Here is a 19184-nt window from a genome sequence, read left to right as displayed (position 1 = left end):
TTTTACGATTTTTGCCGATAGAGAGGGAGCCTGTTTTGCGGCTTTCCAATTGCAATGGGGGGTGGTTGGGTCCGTAAAAAGGGAGTAATCAGCGGATTTTTAGCTGAAAAGAAGGAACTTTTAGGCCGTTTAAGTGTCTGAATTGATGTAGAAGAGAGTATTTGAGGCAGTCAAAGTTGGAAACTTACACAGATATTTACGTAAAGGCTTGTGAGAAAAGGACTTATTTTAGCGGCTTTTTCGGCACGATGTCCGACTTGCCGGACAAGTCCGATAAGCAGTAAATGGATTGTAAATTTTTAGTTTTGCGAACTACGGAGTGAGTATATGAAGGCAGATCGGCAACCCCTAGAATGGCTTATGCCGTTTCAATGTTGTGAGAAAGCACTCGTCAGGGCGAAATGCCATGCCGTAGCCCGAAGGGTTTTTATTTTTATCTGTGCAGTAACTGTCATTCTAAGCGGCAGTTATCTTTTTGCTGCGGAGCAGGGGGCGGCTTCCGGTGTTGAGCGATACAGGGTTTTTTCCTTAAAATACATATCCGCTGAGCAGGGCAAAAAATATCTTGCCGAAGCCGGGGTCGGTACGGTTTCACAGCTTCCCGGTGCCAATGTGCTTTTGGTAACTGCTCCGTCTGAGGACTTGATTAAAGCGAGCGCTATTTTGGGGCTTGTTGATGCTAACGGGCTTTTTGAAATAAAAGTATATACTGCGGTGGGCCCATCGCAGTTTCCCCCCAATGAGCAAATAGCAACCGAGGTTAATGATATATCTATAGGGACATTTGTTAGTCCGCCGAGCAGTACGGCAAAAGCCAAAGCAATTATAGACGTTCACGATAATAATGTGATAATCGTTGCCGAGCCAAGACAGCTTGAAAGGATTATTTCCGCAATCGGGCGACTCCTCAGCAGCGGGGGACTATTCCCTCAAGCAGTCGAGCCGGACAAATCGGCTGAGTTGGTCAAGGCCGGTGGAGCGGAAACGAAAACAGACACGGAGGCCGAGCTTAAAAGAGCTGAGGATGAGCTTAAAAGAATAGCTGCTTCTCCTGAACCTGTCGCTCAAGAAGCTATGGACGTCAACGAACCGAATGAGCTTTTAGATAAACTTCTTAATTCGCTTGCCGAGACCGAGAAAATAGCTGCTGAGGAGCACGCCAGACAGACAAGTCAGCCAGCTGCTGTTGCCCCTGCGCCTGCTGAACAAGCAGCAGCGGGAGTACCAGATGCAAACCTGTCTAGCGTCCCATCCTCTGTAGTGGCGGCGAAGAAGGAATCGATAGCGAAGACGGATGAACCGAACGATCCTTTCGCTGATTTGGAGCAAACAGAAGAAGCATCGCCGCAGATTACTGAAGAACCACAGTCCGCCGAACCGAATTTAACTGTCGAGGAACCGGAATCGGAACCAGCTCTTGAAAAAGTCCGTTCATACGAACCGGCGCCTATTGCCAATGGTAATGAAATGCTTGAGTTGGATTTGCCGGCGAAGCTTAACATCATAGATTTGGTGGATTTGGTTGGCAAGTATTTGCAATTAGACTATATGTACGATGAAACGCAGGTCAGAGGCGAAGTTTCGCTGAAGCTTCAGGGACCTATCAAGGTGAAAGATTTATATCCTTTGCTCGAATCTGTGCTGAGATTCAGAGGTTTTGTGATGGCTCGCAAGGGCAACCTTGTAACCATTGTTCCTGCCGCTGACGCATTGGGTATTGACCCTGCTTTGCAGCCAGAGGCGGGTGAGGTTCAGCTTGGAGATATAGTTATAACGCATGTTTTCAAGCTGAAGTATATAGATACAAGTAGTGCGCAGAATCTTTTGACCAGTATGAAGCTCGGCGCAAACATCTCGCCGATTCCCGAAACGGGCACGCTTATCGTTACCGAATATGCCTACCGTATGGCGCGTGTAGAGGAGCTATTGGATATGGTTGACCAGCCGGGTGCGCCGAAACAATTCAGGTTCAGGCAGTTAAAATACACGATGGCGGCGACGCTCGCTCCGAAAATCAAAACTCTTGCTGAGCAGTTAGGAACTATATCAATTACTGTCGCGGCCCCTGTGGCGGCACAGCCGCCGTCGAGGCGCATCAGGGCAGGCAGGCCCGCACCAGCACCCGCTGCGCCGGCTGCTTTGGCCCAAACGACGGTCTATCTGGATGCCGACGAAAGAACGAACCGCGTCCTGATGATAGGCCTTGAAGAGCAGTTGGTTGTTGTTGAATCTTTGATAGATTCCCTTGATGTGGAACAGCAGGACCTTCGGACTATGCGATTATACGATATCCAGTATGTCGGGGCCGATGAGGTGGTAAAGAAGCTCGGAGAGCTTGGCATAATCGGCGACAAGACAGCCGAGGGAAAGAAAATTACTGTCGGTAGGTCCCCCGCTCCGGGAGCCGCCCCGGCCGCCGCGCCTGCTGCAACTTCTGAAGTGGAGCCTCTTGTGGAGCAGCCGCAGGTGGTGATAATTGAATCAACGAATTCGCTTTTGGTAAATGCCACGCCTGAGCAGCACGTTCAGATAGCCACGATTATCAGCTACGTGGACAGCGAAACTCTTAGGCAGGCGATACCTTATGTAATTTATGCGCTCGAGAACCAGGCCCCCGAGGATTTGGCGGAAGTTCTGCAGAAATTTATTCAGGAAACCATTAAGGATAAAGAGGGAAAAATCCAGCAGACAATAAAGAAAACAGAAGAAGACATTATCATCGTTCCCGATGAGAACACCTTTTCAATCCTCGTCTATGCCAGCAAAAAAAATCAGGAATGGATAGGCAGTTTAATAAAACAGTTGGACAAGCGCAGGCCGCAGGTGCTGTTGGATGCGATGCTCGTTGAAATTACTGAGTCTGATTCCTTCGATTACGATTTACAGTTGGTCTCCAAGTTCCCGGAAATGCTCCCTGGCGGAATAATGCAGAAACTTGCTACTGGCACGAGTGCTCTATCGCCTTTCCCCTCGAATAGGGTGGGGGAGGCAACTTCAATTCTGGGAGAAGCGTCGCCTGCCCAGGGTTTTTATGCGGGCCGTCATATTCAGATGCTGTTGGAGTTAATGCAGTCAAAGGGCTACGGCCGGGTCCTTGCCAGACCTAAGATACTCGTTAATGACAATGAGAAAGGTCACATCGACACTACGAACACTATATACGTGTCCAGACAGGCGCAGACTCAGCCGAACGAAGGAGTTGTACAAACATCTTATACCTTTGACCAGTTCCCGTCGGGTATCAACCTTGATATTACGCCTCATATTAGTGAAGGCGATTTGCTTCGCCTTGAAATAAAAATGCAGCGTTCGAGTCAGATTGCTCCGGAAGGCGGGATTGGACAGAATGATCCGCCGCCTGACAAAAGTGAGAACAATGTCGAGACAATCGTTACCGTGCCCGATGACAGCACGATAATTCTCGGAGGCATAACAACGATAGGACAGACTAAGGATAACTGGAAAGTACCTTTTCTTGGTGACATCCCGATTGCCGGCGGGCTTTTCAGAAGAATAAGCACTAGCAGCTCACAAACGAAGCTGTATGTATTTGTTAGGGCAAATATCTTAAGGCCGAGTGAAACGGCTGCAGGATTGCCGGATTTGGAGAGAATATCAGACAGGAACCGGGGTGCGGTTGAGGACTTTGAGGAAAGATTCCAGAGACATCAGGATTGGCCCGGTATAGAGCCTGAGCCGATAGACCCGTTACATATCCTTGAATCAGATTAGGAAGAGGGGTATTATGGGCAACACTAAGCGCTATGTGGCTGCCTTAATCGGGCAGGCACATAAATGCGTAGCATGGCTTGCGCCACCTGCCATTGTAATATTATGAAGGAATTATTGATACAAACTGCCAAGCGGACGGGTCTCATTGACGCTGAGCAATTGGCCGAGTTTCTCAAAGCCAACAGCGACGGAAAATCCCGGCTCGATGAGCTTTTGCTCGGCTGTCCGTATTTTACAGAGTCGGCGGTTTTGAAGCTCTTTGCCGCTGCCCTTGGGTGGGAATTTTTAGATGAGGTATCCGCAAAGGCTGTGCTGGCCGAATTCATAGAATCCATCCCTGCGACCTACGCCCAGCAGCATTATCTTGTCGGGATAAGAACGAAGGCCGACGACAAAGAGCTTACCGTAGTTTTGTCCAAACCCTTGGATTCTGATGTCCTGGATAATGTTTCGAAGATGACGGGCATGCCCGTCAGGCCTGCGGTTGCCACCCGTGCTGCAATTACCGCCGCGATAGATGTTGCCTACGAGCAGAAGACAACTGTCATTGAAGAGGTGGCCGAGGAGCTTGATTCGCAGAATATCGACCAGCTTATCGACGAAGTGGGCACTTCCGATGACCTTCTTGACGTGGTTAATCGTCCGCCGGTTATCAGGCTGGTTAATGATATTCTTTTTCGCGCGCTGCAGTTGCGGGCCAGCGATATCCACGTTCACCCTTACGAGGCAAAGATTCAGATTCGTTACCGCATCGACGGTATTTTATATGATGTTTTGAGCTTGAACAGAAATGTCCTGCCGCTGATTATATCCCGTATAAAAGTGATGGCTGGAATGGATATTGCCGAACGCCGTATGCCTCAGGATGGCCGCTGCAGTGTCCGTCTGGGCGAGCGCGAAATCGATTTGCGTATCAGCACCGTGCCGACCAGCTTCGGTGAGCGCAGCGTCCTCCGGCTGTTGGACAAAAGCACCGGCCTTTTTAAATTGGATGAGCTGGGCCTGTGTGAAGACGATTTGAAAAAGTTCGATTCGCTGCTGACCCGTTCGCACGGCGTTATTTTCGTAACAGGCCCCACCGGCAGCGGAAAAAGCACCACTCTTTACGCCTGTCTTAACAGGATTAATTCGGCGGAGAAAAATGTTATAACCATAGAAGACCCTATTGAATATCAATTGGAAGGAATCAGTCAGATTCAGGTTGCCAGTAAAAAAGGTATGACTTTTGTCACGTCGCTTAGGCACGTCCTTCGTCAGGACCCCGATGTTATAATGGTCGGCGAAGTTCGTGATGTCGAAACAGCGAGAATGGCGATACAATCTTCCCTGACTGGGCATTTGGTTTTCAGTACGGTTCACACTAATGATTCTGCTGGTGCCGTCAGCCGCCTTTTAGACTTGGGCGTTGAACCTTATCTGGCAAGCTCATCGTTGATTGCCATAATAGCGCAGCGATTGGTGCGGAAAGTGTGCCCGGACTGTAAAGAGCAGCATGAGCCTAAACCCCATGAGCTCAGAGAGCTTGGTCTTGGTAATATAAGTGATCGCAACGGCGCAAAATTCTTTATCGGAAAGGGTTGTGATAAGTGTTTTCAAACCGGCTATCGCGGCAGAACCGGTGTCTACGAGCTGATGATGATTAATGAGGAAATTCAGGAAATGATATACAAAAAGGAAACCGCCGGTGCTATAAAGAAGGTCGCCATTAACGCGGGACTGCAAACCCTGCGAATGGATGGCACTCGAAAGGTTCTCGCCGGGATAACAACTATTGCTGAAGTCTTGAGGGTGACACAGTCAGACGTGATTTAGAGGACACAGGCAATGCCGAGGTATGAATATACAGCAGTGTCGGCAAACGGCAAAAAAGTCAAAGGCGCAATCACCGCCGAAAGCCCCTATGCTGCGCGAAAACAGTTGAGGGTGCGAAGCGTTCACCCGACTTCAATCACAGAGGCCGGCTCTGCTTCCGAGAAAAGAGCGGCGCTGTTTTCCGTTTTCGCCGGAAGCAGCAAAAGCAGGATACTTGATTTTACCAAGCAAATGACCACACTGCTTAATTCTGGAATTAAGCTGACCGAAGCGCTTTCTGTTCTTACTTTGCAAATATCCGATGTGCGGTTCAAAAACGCTATTACCGACATTCGCGACCGGGTTATCACGGGTGAATCTTTCGCCGATGCCTTGGGCGATTATAGCGATTATTTTGATGTTATATATGTAAGTATGGTTCGCGTTGGCGAGGTGACCGGCTCTCTTGGCCAGAGTCTTTCGACCATTGCCAAGTTTATGGAGAAGCGGCAGAAGGTCGAATCGAAGGTAATGACGGCGATGATATATCCGATTGTCCTGATTTTGTTTTGTATTGCGGCTGTTCTGGTTTTGACAACAACGGTTATCCCGAAAATTGCCGAGCAGATTGCAAGAACAGGGCAGGAGCTGCCCCTGGTTACCAGGGGCTTGATGGGTGTAAGCTATATATTGACGAGTTGGTGGCTGTTTGTTGTGATTGCCGTGGTTGTTGGAATCATCTGGGGCCTGAAGCGTTTTCTGAAAACACAGCGGGGTGCTTTACTGCGGGATAAACTCCTGCTGTCCCTGCCTTTGTTTGGTCCTCTTGTAAAACAGCGCGTTGTCTCACGTTTTGCCTCGACACTTTCGACGCTTCTTGGCTCGGGACTTGCTATGGCTGAGTCTCTTCGGGTTGTGTCGGAGGTTACCGGCAACAGTATTATGAGAGGCGCCGTTCAGCAGGCACGTGAGAGGATTCTTGCCGGTGCTGATATTGCTACCCCGCTCAGAGACAGCGGCGTCATCGACCCTGCGATTGCTCATATGGTGGCTGTCGGAGAAAAAAGCGGCGAGTTGGAAAAAATGCTTAAGGATATCAGTGAAAACCTCGAATCTTCAACTGATGTGGTTATTGAGAGATTGAGCGCCGCGGTTGAGCCGCTTATTATAATTGTTATGGCTGCAATAATAGGTTTGATTGCTTATGCGACAATACTGCCGATTCTGGAAGTTTCGGCGGGTAAATTTTAACACTGTTGCAAGTTCCCTCTAACTGGGAATTTATTTTAGGAGCATTGTAGAAAGATGAAAAAAAGAAAAAGAAAAAATAGATTAGGTTTTACGATGATTGAACTGATGGCTATGCTGATTATCATCGGTTTGCTTGCCACTTTGGTAGTTACAAAAGTGGCGACGAAGATAGACCAGGCACGTGTTACAACCACAAAGGCCAATTTAAAAATTCTTCATAACGCGGTAACTCAATTCAAAATGGACACCGGCCGGCTTCCAACCGAAGAGGAAGGGCTTATGGCGCTTGTTGAGCAGCCGAGCGATGTTATAAGGTACGAGCCGGGCGGTTATTTGGAAACCACTGAATTACCCAGAGACGGCTGGGGCTATGATTTTATTTATGAGCTCTCCCCGGAAAGCGGAAAGTCGTTTGTAATCAAAAGTCTGGGTGCTGATGGTGAAGAGGGTGGTGAGGATAACGATGCCGACTTGTACAGCACTGATGCATACTGATTGCGCCCTGCGCGGGCAATACACAATACGTAATACCAGACGCGGCTTTACGTTTACTGAGCTGGTGGTGGTGGTTTTGATAATTTCTCTGTTTGTGCTTTTAGCAGTTACGAATCTTTCAGGGTGGCTTAGAAAAAGTACCTTTAAGGTTCAGGCCGGTGAGCTTGTCTCGACAATGCAGATGGCTGCCAGCGCCGCGGCTGAAAGCGATAAAAGATACGAAGTTATTATTGACATTACAGAGCAGAGCTATACGCTTCGCCAGATTACTTCGCCCCAGTTGCCGTCGGATGTTCTGGAGGAAGAGATTATCGTAAAAAATAATTTTGGTGCGAATTGCAGGATTGTTTCTGTTCTGTTCGACGACCTTGTCAGCACCGACGAAGAGCATCAAAAGGCGTTTTTTCGCGCAGGTCGCACAGGTTGGCAGGCCGGCGGAAAGATTGTTCTGCTCGATGGGGACGAACAGCCGTATTCGGTAGTAGTTAACCGCCTGAGCAGAATTGTTATATTGCGGGAAGGAGATGTCGAACCTTTAATGCCGAAAAGACAAGATGAAGTGCCGTTCTAAACAAATTTTATTACCGGCTTTTAGTCTGGTGGAAGTTGTCACTGCTTTGATTATACTCGCGCTTATCAGTTCGAGTGTGCTGGTTGTTATAAACCGCTGTATGGCCTCGGCCGCAGATTCGTCGCTGCGTATGCAGGCCTTTGAGGTCGCGCGAGATAATATGGAAACCCTTTTGTCCAAGGATGCGGTTGAGGAGACGGTTGAGTATGGCAGCAGCGACAAGTATCCAGAAATTAAATGGCAGACTGCCGTTGAGATGTTTTATGAACCGGCGGTAATGGGCCAGGAGCAGTTATGGGTCAGAGGAATTTGCTCTGCTGAATATACTGATGTGGAAGGCGAGGCGCAGACGATTGAGCTGACGCACTGGTTAACCAGTTTGACGAAGGAGCAATTGCTTGAAATGCTTAAACAAAAGATATCTGGGCTGTCTGAGTTGAATGAGCCGAACGATATAAGCGAGCCAAATGAACCGTTCGATCCGAACTTGTTGAAAGCCGAGCTTAACGAGTCGCTGTCCGAGTCGGATGTGGATTGTGACACCTTGCCTTTCTGTGAAAGTGTTAGGTGTCTTATGAAGGCCGCTACTCCCGGCAGGCCGACCACTGAGGAGATTATTAGATACTTGAAAGAGTGTCCCTGATAATAAATTCGTTTTCATTGGTATGAAGATTATTTCTTATAAAATATACGGTCGTCGCAGCGGTTTTTCGCTGGCTGAGGTGCTTGTGGCGATGGCGATAGGGGCGATGGTTTTAGTCGCGGTCCTGGGTATTTACAACCGGGCGGAAACCAGCGCCGCTGCGATTACGCGCAAGCTTGATAGTTCCAGGCTGCCCTTCGAAGTTCTGCAGCGCATTACCGAAGACCTCGACAGGACAGCTGCGCCGTCCGATACGAAAATTACTGTGGAGAATAAATTTGAAAACGGTTTCTCGACCGCCCGCCTTACGATTTTAAAGACTATTTATAACGACAGAAACCAAAAACGAACATTTGAAGAAATCGTTTGGCAGACAAACTATGATAACGATGCTAACGGTCTTGTCTTATATCGCAGTCATAGTGGAATTGCGATGGAAGATAAGCTGCTTGACGAGCAGAAGGAAGATTGGGAGAGAGAGCTCTTTGTGCCGATTTGCACCGGCGTTACTTTTTTTAAGATACAGGTCCCCGTTGGTGAAGAACTTAAGGATGACTGGACGAGCGATTCGTTGCCTCCCGGCATTGTGGTAACTATTTCTTTTGCCGAGCCGTTTAAGACCCTGACCGGCGTCCTCGATATACCGGAGAATGAAAAAATCGTAAGAAATATGGCGATTGACCGAACCAGGGCGAACAAATTCGTATTTGCAAAAAAAGAAGGTGAAGAGAAAAAAAGGTGATGTGGAACAAAAGCCTAAATAATTGCAGCGACCGTCGAAATCGCCCCGGCATCGTGCTTTTGGTGACATTAGTGCTGCTGGTTATGCTTTCGGCGCTTGGTTATACCTTGAGCAGCCGCCTTGCCGCCCAGCGGCATCGCGAGCAGTATATCGTAGATTATCAGGCTGCCCGCTACGGTTGTAACTCGGCGGCGCGGTATGCACTTGCTGAATTGCAGGATGTTAATATGCCGCAATTGATTGAACGTCCGAATGAGCCGGATTTTTCGGATTTATTTACCCTTAGCGAGGTTGAATACAAGGAACTTTTGGCAGAGTTTGCTGCCGAAGGCGAGACTTACAGCAGAGCCAAGAGCTTCGATGATAAGCGTGACATCAAGGATATCAACGACATCAACGACATCAACGACGTCAGTGAAGCTGATGATACTAGTGGTGTCACCGATTTTAATGACCCTAATTTGCTGATAGTGCGCGGCCCGTATGGTCCGCCTTGGCCGTTCGTGTTCGAGCCGCTTGAATTCGAGATTGGTTCTGCCAAAGTCAGAATTGAAATTGAAGATGAAAATGCGAAATATCCCCTCGGCTGGATGCTGCTTGCCGATGAAGGAGAAGAAAGAGTCCATCGCGAAGCCTCAGCGGGGTTCGAAACTTTCTGCGAGTGGATGGATGTCAATAGTGTCAGGGTTGATTCGCTAAAAAAGGAGCTGAAGGAGATAGGTAAAATAAAAACGTTCAAACTTGACTTTGAACCGGTAACAATAAGCGAGGAGAGGAGAACAGTATCGTCAACAGGACGTAAAGGTAGAAGAACCGTCCAAAGGCGGACAGTCCGGACAACTACCGCGCCCGCCTCCGTCCACAGTGCCGATTTTGCGAAAATTTTTCATAGTTCATTAATTGATACTGAAACCCTTGCTATGCCGACAATACTAAGTGAGAACAGAAAAGAATCGGCCCTGAAATATATGGGTTTGTGGGCTTCGAACAGGGTCAATATTAATACCGCCCCTCGGCAGGTGCTCGAAGTTGCTTTTACTTTCGGCGGTGATGCTGATAAAATCGCCGAAGAAATTATACAGCGTAGACGAATAAAACCTTTTACCGATATAGAAGATTTGAAAAGGACGCTTTTTAGGTACTCCGATTCGATAGGAAAATGTGAGAAATATATCACAACAGCCAGCACGTTTTTCACTGTTAGAATAACCGTGGTAAGCGGAGTGGCGGAAGCGTCGACCGTTATAGCTATAACAAAACAAGGCAAAAAGTTGGAAAAAATCGCCGTAATCTCCGGCTGAAAGGCCGGCTTTTAGGAGTTTGCTCGAAGTGGAAACTCAGAACTATTTAGGGATTTATTTAAGCAAAAGCTCTGCGACCGTTGTTTGTCTCAGCGGCAGAGCCGTCTTAGGCTGCTTCAGTGTTGCTGTCGAAGAAACGCAGCAGCAGACGCCGCAGGAGTTGGCCCGACTCATCACCGAGGGCTGTACCAAAAGGGAATGGAAATTCTCCGAGGCCGCTGTCGCTCTGGACTGTTCGATATTTATGCAGCATAGCGTCCGCAGTAAGTTTAACGACCCTAAGCAAATCGCTGCGACCATCAGGTTCGACGCCGAAGAAGTTCTCGGTATGGACATAACCGACCTTGCGATAGCTTTCAAAGTAACTTCAGATAGTCCCGCCGGCTCGTCGCTGACCGTCTTCACCGCCAAGAAGAAGCAATTGTCTGATATTCTCACTGCTTTGCAGACTAATAACATCGACCCCGTAACCATTGAACCAGATGTTAATTGCCTTTCGAGATTTATTTCGCAGACCCTGTCCTTGCCTCCGGATTCGCACCCTCTTTTCTGCGTCCTTTCAGATTCGAGTGGCTACTTTTTGGCCTTTTCGCAATCGCGGGCAGCGCTGGCTATGCGGACGTTCCTCGTCAGGTCCGGACAGAATAGAAACGACCTGCTCGCCAGAGAAGTCCCGATGACCGCCGCTTTACTTTCGGGCGATAAGCCGGTAAACAGCGTCAAAGTTTTCGATTCCACCGGCTCCGTGGATTGCCCGCAGCTTAGCAATCGGCTCACCATCGAGGTCAGCCCGATAGATTTGATTGCCGCTGCCGCGACCGCCCCGGAGGCCTTGGCCGATTGCGCCGGCCCCGTTGGTTTTGTGATTGCTTATGGCGCCGCTTTGTCCCATTTGGAAAAAGCCCATAGCGTAAATTTCCGCAGCGATTTTTCCCCCTATCAGGGCAAAAAAGTCCGCCTGCAGAAAGCAATGAAAGTTTCGAGCATATCCGCGGTCGTTCTTATGCTCGCCGCGGGATTGTATTTCCAGATGCAGTTGTGGCAGCAGAATAGTTACCGCAATCAGCTCTATAAGAAATTCGAAAAACAATACGCCGCTGTTATGTTCGGCAAAAAGCCGCCGGACAAAACCAGCCCTGTAAAAAAACTCGAGGGCGAATTAAGACGCATCGAAAATGTCAGGAAAGGCCTGTTAAGCGTTACAGGCGAAGAGGCCATATCCGCTAAACTGACCCTCGTGCTCGAGGCCTTTAACAAATGCGCCGAGCAGACTAACTTAAATGTAGATTCGATTACCATTGCCGCCAAAACCATTCGTATTACAGGCGATACCGCCAGCCGGGGAAACACGCTCAAGCTGTTCGATGCAATCAGGCAAAGCAGCCTGGACATAACGCAGCAGAACCTCGATGCCAAAGGAGGCCGGGATAATTTCAGCATAACTGTTGAACCTAAGAAGTAGACAAGGATAAGTTACTATGAAAGATATTTTCAAGAATCCGGCTCTGTATTATATACTCGCCCCTGCCTTGGCGGCCTTGTGGCCGTTGCTTATTTGGGGCGTATCTTTGCCTGCCGCCGAGCATAAATGGGAGGTTGAAAAATCGCAATACGACAAGGGCCAGAACATAATGACCGAGATTTTGGCTCTCGACCCTGACAGGGTCAAATTCGCCGACGCCAATAACCCCGCCGCTGAATTTGATTACGCCAATGCCATGGATAAAACAGCCGCTTTATGCGGAATCCCGCCGTCCGGTTACAGGCTTAGTTCCGGAGTAATGCTGACCACCGCGGGCCAGAAAAGCCAAAGTGCCAAGGTCACTCTCAAGGGCATTGACATAACCAAATTCGCCAAATTCCTTTCCACGGTCCAGATTCGCTGGGCCAATCTCCAGTGTTCGCAGGTCAAACTGACCAAAAAGAAAGGCCTGCCAGACACCTGGGACATCGACCTCGATTTCAAGTATTATTATTGAGCTGCGTCTCGTAGCGCAGCGAAAATCCCCGAGCGCTGCTCCCTTGGCCGAGAACAGGGGACCCATGCTTACTTGCTTTTCTGTCGGGGATCCGGAGTCAATTTACCCTCCGATGACTATGCCGGAATAGTATGAAAGAAGATTGCCTGCCGCCGCGATTATAAATGCGGTTATCCATTTCAATCCCTTGAAATCATCCAGTTGAAAGGCGTCGAACAAGCTTAGTATTTTAATGAAAACACCATCGACAAAAACTATCACCGCCTCCGAGACAAGAACATTCTCTGTCGCCTCAAGGACGGGCTGGAATATAAAAAAGTATATCAAAAGGTTGCCTATAAATAAGGTAATCAGCAGCGGTACTATCGACATATGGCAGAAGAATAATATGGTTGCGACCAGAAGCACTTCCACACCAAAGCATGAACCGTAAAAAATGGTGGATTTAAGCCAATCCATGGGAAAAGGATTAGCTCTCGGATTAGCCAGTGCTATTGCGGCAGGAAAAAGAAACACGAGTAAAAACACAAGTTTTTTCATAACTTGGCTCCCGCATTATCGCACATCTAAAACGGCATAATTATACCGCGCCTGTCCCCAAAAATCAAGTAAATTCCCCCAACCGCCGCATCGACCGTCCTCAATCGTCCCTCGTCCCTCATCCTCTCCGCTTCGTTTCTTGGCAAATTCCCCCTTTTTGCTGTCCAGCTACCTGCGATTTTGATTGATTTTTACCAACACCCCTCGTAAACACTGTGCAAGATTTTTTACAAGGATTTATTGGAGTGTTATTGTAGATTCCAACTCACATTTATGCGCACAGAACTTCAACTGCTTTTTTAGGCATCTCATCCCATGTTTGACCATCTAATAATCTGCCATTTTTCTTCTTATTTATTCCACCCCATTGTTTAAAGAAAAATGGGACATTTTGCTCTATGCACTGTTCTCTGATATTTCTGACCCAATCCGCATTTATTGGTCTTGCGCCAGGCCCAGATTCTCCGCCTGTTATGACCCAGTCAACCCCGGTCAATTCTAATTTCCCGAGATCTTCCAGCAAAGGTTCTAAAGATAAAAATTTAATATTAGCTTTTGTTTGTCGTAAAAGTTCTATCCTGTATTTATATTCTGTTGCCTCTACCGTAACTCCCGCCCATACGTTTTTTGACCACGGCATTAAATCTGATAACTCCGCCAGCCGTTCAGCTCTTTTGGTTAAGAATTGATAAATGTGCTGCTGTGTCCGGCTCATAACATCGAAAATTTTAGATATAAATTCACAGGGAACTTTAACATGAAAAAGGTCGCTCATGGAATTTACAAAGATCATCTGAGGTTTTTTCCAGCTTAATGGTAAATCGAGCGATTTTGAATGACAGGTTACTCTAAAGCCGTTGCGGTAATTCGGCTGACCCATCGCTTGCAATCTTAGAGCCATTCTCTTGGCATAGCAGTTTTTGCACCCTGCGCTAATTTCCGAGCATCCCGTAACAGGATTCCACGTCGATTCTGTCCATTCAATTTTACTTTTCTTCATGATTTTATCTTAAAGCGATTCGGCTTCCTTTCCTTATAACACTTATCATAACTTATACACGGATGACCCTCATACTCTATTTTATTATTTTTCTTTAATCTTTTTAAAACTTCTACGGTGTGTGCTCCAATATGACCATTTTCAAGAGTATAATCGAATAATTCGATATTTGAGATTTCCTTTTTAGACAGTATATATTTTTCTAATTCATGCTCATACTTTTCTATCTTCGACAATTTCTTTTGTCCGAATAAAACCATTTGCTTTGCTTGCCAGTCATCATCAATATCGAAATTAGCAACTCCATTAAGTGCGTTTTTCTTCCAAGCTATCTTCAGAAACTTATCAACTCCAAGAGGATGTTTTGTTCCGAAAATCAGACCATATACATTTGCCCCTTTTTTAATTGTAAATGGATAAAGTTTTACCTCGCTCCCGCTCGGTATTTTGCCTCTGTAGTATTGAAGAATCAGTTTGTGCATTTCCGTTTGTTTCGCCATAGAGATATCTTGCAAATTAATATCCGGGAAATGCTTTTGAAAACTCGGGTCAGAGGCAAATCTCTTGAAATACGACGAAGAAACAAAAAATATAAAGTCGGTTGTGGGAAAATTCGCCAACTCCAAGAATATGTCTTCTGTGATTTGCTTAACCCCAGATTGGTCGAGAAAGAACAAGTTGAAATTGTTTTTTAATAAAGTTTTTTTGCTATTAAAAAGTTCTTTGAAGTCTTGATTGAAAAATTCAATTTCTAAATAATTATCTAAATCACCCGTGCTTTTTTGCTCCTGCTCAATTAAATCTCTGAGCTGTTCGCATTTTACTCGTTTGTCATCATTATATAAAATATGTATTCGCAACTCATTTTCTATAATACTATTTTTAAACTTCTTAATAACATCGATTATTCTTAATGGAGTACCTTTTATGCCATCAACATCTTTGCCGGCACCAGCAAAGAAATCGCAAATGTTTATTTCTTTGATAGAAGGGGATTGGATAGCGACTGGAAGCCACGATTCTAAATATTTTTCAAAAATCTCTAATTTGGTAATTGTTTCTTCGGTAAATGATTCATTGTGTAAATCTTTTGCGCTCATTTTTTATAATCTAACTATATGTGCAAATTTGTGCCCAAAAGCGACTAATCCCGCGATGCTTATTCTCCGCTGTCGCTCTCTCCATTCTACCCCACTTTTATTCCCTGTCAATGTCTAAAAGATTGCTAACTTAGGCAACTTGCACACCAAAAACGGTTGCTGTCCCTATTTATTCCCTATGTTTTTTCGTGCATTGATAAAAAGACAGGCGGACGCCAAATTTTCCCGTCGCAGCATAGCGCAGATCCCCGGAGGTTGCTCTCTTGCCTGCCCCAGCATGTCTTTGGCCGGGGACCGGGAACAGGAAACCCAATTTCAAATCCCTCATTTTTAAACCCTCAGATTGTTTAGTCACGACATTAGTATATACGCATATACGCACATACTAATATACTCTCTGCTCTCTGCGCCTCAGCGGTGTCAATTTAGGCAAACCTGCACTCAAAAAATTTATCCACCTCTGGCGGATTTCTCCGGCGAGATATGCTTTCACCCATTCACCCATTCACCCATTCACCCATTCACCCATTCACCCATCCACACATAAACTCATCATATTTTTGCAATTTATCTCATTTTTTACCATTTTCTACCACGTTTTAGCACTATTTTTCCTTACCCTATTTACCTAAATTTTCCATCTTGCCAACCCCGAGTGACGAGAGATTAACGACTAAATCCTCAAATATCCGATAAAAAAGCGGTCATTTTAACTTTTGGCTATCACTATATATTGTATGTTACCCAGTTTACCCAGTTTCACCCCGATAATGTGAAAAAACCCTCTTTTTTAAATCGCGGTTTTTGATATTAATAATCAGCTTTTCTTCTCGAATTAGCATAACTTTATGCTTTTCAACCGGTTAGGTAACTCCTAAACTTTTTTAAAGTTTTTCTTATCCTTCTGTCGATACCAATACTGTGAAGGCTGTTAATGCCTCGAAGGGATTCCGGGAGCATACAACATATAGTAGCTATCAGCTTTCAGGCGAAAATATGGATTTTTCCGCCTGAAAACAAGTGTATAAGGTAATTAAATGCCAAGATTTGACTATAATAACAGTTTTGAAGACCAATCTGCCAAGGAAAATCTGGTTGCGGAGCAGGATTTGCTTATGGAGCAGATACTTGAGAATATCAATACTACGCCTATCGGCCAGGTGTTAAAGAAGATTGCAACACTGCCGGAAGTCCGCAAAGAGAAAGTTCTCGACCTCCGCCAGCAGCTAAGTAACGGTAAATACAGCCTTAATGAGCGGCTGGAAGTTGCCCTCGACAAGGTTCTCGAAGACCTTACCGCCTAAAGACAGAGGTGCATAAGCAGTTACTTAGATTACTTCCGGCACTTCATCATCGGGTTCATCCATTTCCTGCGGTTTATAACCCGGCTGTTTCGATCTTTCCAGTTCTTCTTCGAAAGCGGCTGTAACTTTTTCCTGGATTTTTCGTCTGCACTCTGCGTTGATGGGGTGGGCGATGTCGGCGTGCAGCTTCATTCTGCCTTTGATATCCTTTTTTGCGCGGTTTTCCGAGAGGGTCCCTCCGCAATTGTTGCAGAATTTGGCCCTGAGATGGTTTTTGCCTCCGCATTTCTCACAGTGGTCGCTCATTTTGCGGGAGGGCATAGCTACGAAATAGCCGCCGGTGCCCTCAATGATTTTGATGTCGCGGATTACAAATTCATTGTCCATCGTTACTGAGCAAAAAGCTTTTAACCTATCATCTTTGTTCTCCACCAGTTTGACTCTGACTTCAGTGATTTGCATATTCTTTGCCTCGCTTAAAAGTCTTATCCCCACGCGTTTACCAGTTGTTGTTGCTCACGATAACGCTTTTGCAACCGGTTTGTTTTTCAAGAGTGTTTTGGATTGCCCGCCCGTTTTCAATGTCGCCGTTGTCGATAATGTGAAACATAGCAGAACCACTTCCGCTCAGGCACAGCGGCCTGACGCCCAACGATTCTATTTTAGCTTTCAAGTCAGCAAGTTCTTTGTATAAACTAAAACAGCTCATCTGTAGCATATTTGCGCACACTTTCTGGACTAAATCAATCCTGTTTTTTCCCAAAAGGGCTTTTATTTCGGTATGGAGCTCGTTATAGATGGCCGGATTATGCGTATAATTAGCGTAAACCTCTTTCGTAAAAGCACTTACGTCAGGAAGTACCACCAGGGCCAGGAAATTGAAATTTTCGTCTAATTTTTTAATTTTTTCGCCTTTTCCGGTACAAAATGCCAATGGCCCATCCAAAAAGAAGGCCACATCGCTGCCTAATTGGGCGGCGAGTTTGGCAAGTTCGGCGGCGGGAATTTGCAAATCGAGGTATCTGTTTATGCCTAAAAGGGTTGCCGCCGCATCACTGCTGGCGGAGCCAAGTCCTGAGCCTGCAGGGATATTTTTTGTCAGGGAGATTTTGATGTCGGCATTTTGGCCGCAACTTTCAAGCAGCATTTTGGCGGCTTTGTGGACGAGGTTTTCTTCTCCCTCGGGAGCCCATTGGGGGCCGGTGCAGGTGAGTTCGATGCCGGTTTTTCGGCCTTGCTGGATAAGGATTTCGTCATAGAAGTTGACCTTAGCCATTATGGTTTCTATTTCGTGGAAGCCGTCCGGCCGTTTACCGGCTATCAGTAGTGAAAGATTGATTTTCGCCGGTGCTCGGACTAATAAGCCGTTGCCGATGGTGTCAAATTGGTCTCTATTCAGCATAATTGGTTGACATTATAGCAGGTTATTCTTATGCTTGTTGCAAAAATTGCAGCCGAAGACAGAATGAATGATATTAAAGAGCAGCCGAATCAAAGCAAACCTGTTGCGTGGTGGCACTGGCACAAGCACTTATATAACTGGGTTGTTCACTGGGCGGATACACGCTACGGCGTGCTGGCATTGATTATACTGGCGATAACCGAGCCGATCTGCGTACCGATACCAGCCGATATAATGGTCGTTGGGCTTTGTCTCGGAAAGCCGAAGCACGCGTTAAGGTATGGGTTTCTCTGCTCAATTGTCTCCATAATCGGCGGCACGATAGCATTTGCCCTCGGGCTTGCAATCGGCGGCGAGAGGGTCATCCAGTTCTGTGAATGGCTCACGCCTTTTTTCACCCGTGTTACCTTCGGACTGCTTCATATAGATTTGGGAAACCTTGCCAGGCTCGCGCTGGAGCTTTATCAGAAATACGATTTTTGGGCCATTGCAATCGCCGCTCTCACGCCCGTGCCATATATGCTTTTTAGCTGGCTGGGCGGTATGGCTGGTGTTTCCATAGTGAAATTTATTCTCATCAGCATCGTTTTTCGCACTATGAGGTTTGGCTCTGAAGGTGTTCTTTTCTATTTCCTCGGGGAAAGGGCGCGTCGCCTGATAGAAAAGTATTTCAACATCGCAACCGTTGTTGTTATCATGCTGCTTGCACTGCTTGCCTATGTAATGAAAAAACTTGGCCATATATTTATGGGCTGAAAAGTGAACGATGCACAGAAACAAACGCTTCTTAAAACCGCCTGCGACGCGGTAAAGGCCATATTAACCGGCGGGGCGGTGCCAAAACCAAAATCGGACGATGCCGAACTCAATGCCCCTTGTGGCTGTTTTGTAACGTTGAAAAACGGGGAGCAGCTGCGGGGCTGTATCGGGCAATTTACCTCTGACAGGCCTTTGATTGAGTTGGTGGTTGAAATGGCAAGGGCATCGGCGACCGGCGACCCGCGTTTTTTTTCTGACCCCATTACCGCCGATGAATTGGAACAGCTTGATGTTGAAATCTCGGTGCTCTCGCCGCTGCAAAAAACGGATGACCCGTTGAGTCTGCGTCTCGGAGTTGACGGCATCTATATCAAAAGAGGATGTACTTCGGGCTGCTTTCTGCCTCAGGTTGCGACCGAAACCGGCTGGAACAAAAAGCAATTTCTATCGTATTGTTGTACACATAAGGCGGGTCTGCCCGCCGATGCGTGGAAAGAGCCTGAAACAGAGGTTTATCTATTTACTGCTGATGTGTTCGGGGCAGAGTTCGAGAAAATCTGAGGAGAAGAGACCT

At 46.7% G+C, this 19184-nt stretch carries 17 protein-coding genes and 1 pseudogene; 13 read left to right on the top strand and 5 right to left on the bottom strand.

The window, feature by feature from the left end:
• The first annotated feature begins 360 nt into the window (after positions 1 to 360).
• The 10 genes from PHG53_07785 to PHG53_07740 all read left to right on the top strand — a co-directional run bounded on the left by PHG53_07785 (position 361) and on the right by PHG53_07740 (position 12505).
• Positions 361 to 3732, top strand: a complete 3372-nt coding sequence (locus tag PHG53_07785; protein MDD5381518.1) for a secretin N-terminal domain-containing protein — start codon at positions 361 to 363, stop codon at positions 3730 to 3732.
• A gap of 102 nt (positions 3733 to 3834) precedes the next feature.
• Entirely contained in the window at positions 3835 to 5544 is a 1710-nt protein-coding gene (gene gspE / locus PHG53_07780) for a type II secretion system ATPase GspE (GenBank protein MDD5381517.1), read from the top strand.
• A 12-nt stretch (positions 5545 to 5556) separates the two neighbouring features.
• Entirely contained in the window at positions 5557 to 6774 is a 1218-nt protein-coding gene (locus PHG53_07775) for a type II secretion system F family protein (GenBank protein ID MDD5381516.1), read from the top strand.
• Positions 6775 to 6828: 54 nt separating this feature from the next.
• A complete protein-coding gene (gene gspG / locus PHG53_07770) occupies positions 6829 to 7269 on the top strand; it encodes a type II secretion system major pseudopilin GspG (GenBank protein ID MDD5381515.1) in 441 nt (146 codons plus the stop codon).
• Positions 7238 to 7840: a prepilin-type N-terminal cleavage/methylation domain-containing protein gene (locus PHG53_07765; protein ID MDD5381514.1), complete on the top strand. Its 603-nt coding sequence runs from the start codon at positions 7238 to 7240 to the stop codon at positions 7838 to 7840. Before gspG ends, PHG53_07765 begins: the two co-directional genes overlap by 32 nt.
• Positions 7824 to 8483: a type II secretion system protein gene (locus PHG53_07760; protein MDD5381513.1), complete on the top strand. Its 660-nt coding sequence runs from the start codon at positions 7824 to 7826 to the stop codon at positions 8481 to 8483. Before PHG53_07765 ends, PHG53_07760 begins: the two co-directional genes overlap by 17 nt.
• A gap of 22 nt (positions 8484 to 8505) precedes the next feature.
• A complete protein-coding gene (locus PHG53_07755; protein MDD5381512.1) occupies positions 8506 to 9225 on the top strand; it encodes a prepilin-type N-terminal cleavage/methylation domain-containing protein in 720 nt (239 codons plus the stop codon).
• Entirely contained in the window at positions 9225 to 10526 is a 1302-nt protein-coding gene (locus tag PHG53_07750; GenBank protein ID MDD5381511.1) for a type II secretion system protein GspK, read from the top strand. The genes PHG53_07755 and PHG53_07750 overlap by 1 nt, the downstream gene beginning before the upstream one ends.
• A 28-nt stretch (positions 10527 to 10554) precedes the next feature.
• Entirely contained in the window at positions 10555 to 11988 is a 1434-nt protein-coding gene (locus tag PHG53_07745; GenBank protein MDD5381510.1) for a hypothetical protein, read from the top strand.
• A gap of 16 nt (positions 11989 to 12004) precedes the next feature.
• The gene (locus tag PHG53_07740; protein MDD5381509.1) at positions 12005 to 12505 is read left to right on the top strand and encodes a hypothetical protein; all 501 of its coding nucleotides are present in this window, start codon (positions 12005 to 12007) and stop codon (positions 12503 to 12505) included.
• Between the two features lie 102 nt (positions 12506 to 12607).
• Here the strand turns inward: PHG53_07740 and PHG53_07735 are convergent, their stop codons facing one another.
• The 3 genes from PHG53_07735 to tcmP form a co-directional block, all read right to left on the bottom strand.
• Positions 12608 to 13045, bottom strand: coding sequence for a hypothetical protein (locus PHG53_07735; GenBank protein MDD5381508.1), 438 nt, complete (start codon positions 13043 to 13045; stop codon positions 12608 to 12610).
• A 271-nt stretch (positions 13046 to 13316) separates the two neighbouring features.
• Positions 13317 to 14048 (bottom strand): phage Gp37/Gp68 family protein, encoded by a 732-nt coding sequence (locus tag PHG53_07730; GenBank protein ID MDD5381507.1) that lies wholly within the window; start codon positions 14046 to 14048, stop codon positions 13317 to 13319.
• Positions 14042 to 15145, bottom strand: coding sequence for a three-Cys-motif partner protein TcmP (gene tcmP, locus PHG53_07725; GenBank protein ID MDD5381506.1), 1104 nt, complete (start codon positions 15143 to 15145; stop codon positions 14042 to 14044). The genes PHG53_07730 and tcmP overlap by 7 nt, the downstream gene beginning before the upstream one ends.
• A gap of 1037 nt (positions 15146 to 16182) precedes the next feature.
• On the opposite strand from tcmP, the gene PHG53_07720 reads away from it, so the two are divergent.
• Positions 16183 to 16449 carry a flagellar biosynthesis anti-sigma factor FlgM gene (locus PHG53_07720; protein MDD5381505.1) on the top strand — a complete coding sequence of 89 codons (267 nt, stop codon included), beginning with the start codon at positions 16183 to 16185 and terminating at the stop codon, positions 16447 to 16449.
• A gap of 75 nt (positions 16450 to 16524) precedes the next feature.
• Here the strand turns inward: PHG53_07720 and PHG53_07715 are convergent.
• Together PHG53_07715 and ispE are read right to left on the bottom strand one after the other, a co-directional pair.
• Positions 16525 to 16911, bottom strand: a pseudogene (locus PHG53_07715) (SpoVG family protein).
• Between the two features lie 37 nt (positions 16912 to 16948).
• The gene (gene ispE / locus PHG53_07710; protein ID MDD5381504.1) at positions 16949 to 17851 is read right to left on the bottom strand and encodes a 4-(cytidine 5'-diphospho)-2-C-methyl-D-erythritol kinase; all 903 of its coding nucleotides are present in this window, start codon (positions 17849 to 17851) and stop codon (positions 16949 to 16951) included.
• Between the two features lie 30 nt (positions 17852 to 17881).
• Between ispE and PHG53_07705 the strand changes: the two genes are divergently transcribed.
• The gene (locus PHG53_07705; protein MDD5381503.1) at positions 17882 to 18607 is read left to right on the top strand and encodes a hypothetical protein; all 726 of its coding nucleotides are present in this window, start codon (positions 17882 to 17884) and stop codon (positions 18605 to 18607) included.
• Between the two features lie 3 nt (positions 18608 to 18610).
• Entirely contained in the window at positions 18611 to 19171 is a 561-nt protein-coding gene (amrA, locus tag PHG53_07700) for an AmmeMemoRadiSam system protein A (protein MDD5381502.1), read from the top strand.
• Positions 19172 to 19184 lie beyond the last annotated feature (13 nt).

This window comes from Phycisphaerae bacterium (assembly GCA_028714855.1).
In the GTDB taxonomy this organism is placed as follows: domain Bacteria; phylum Planctomycetota; class Phycisphaerae; order Sedimentisphaerales; family Anaerobacaceae; genus CAIYOL01.
The sequence above is the reverse complement of the archived record's forward strand: the minus strand, read 5'-3'. Positions and strand labels throughout refer to the sequence as shown.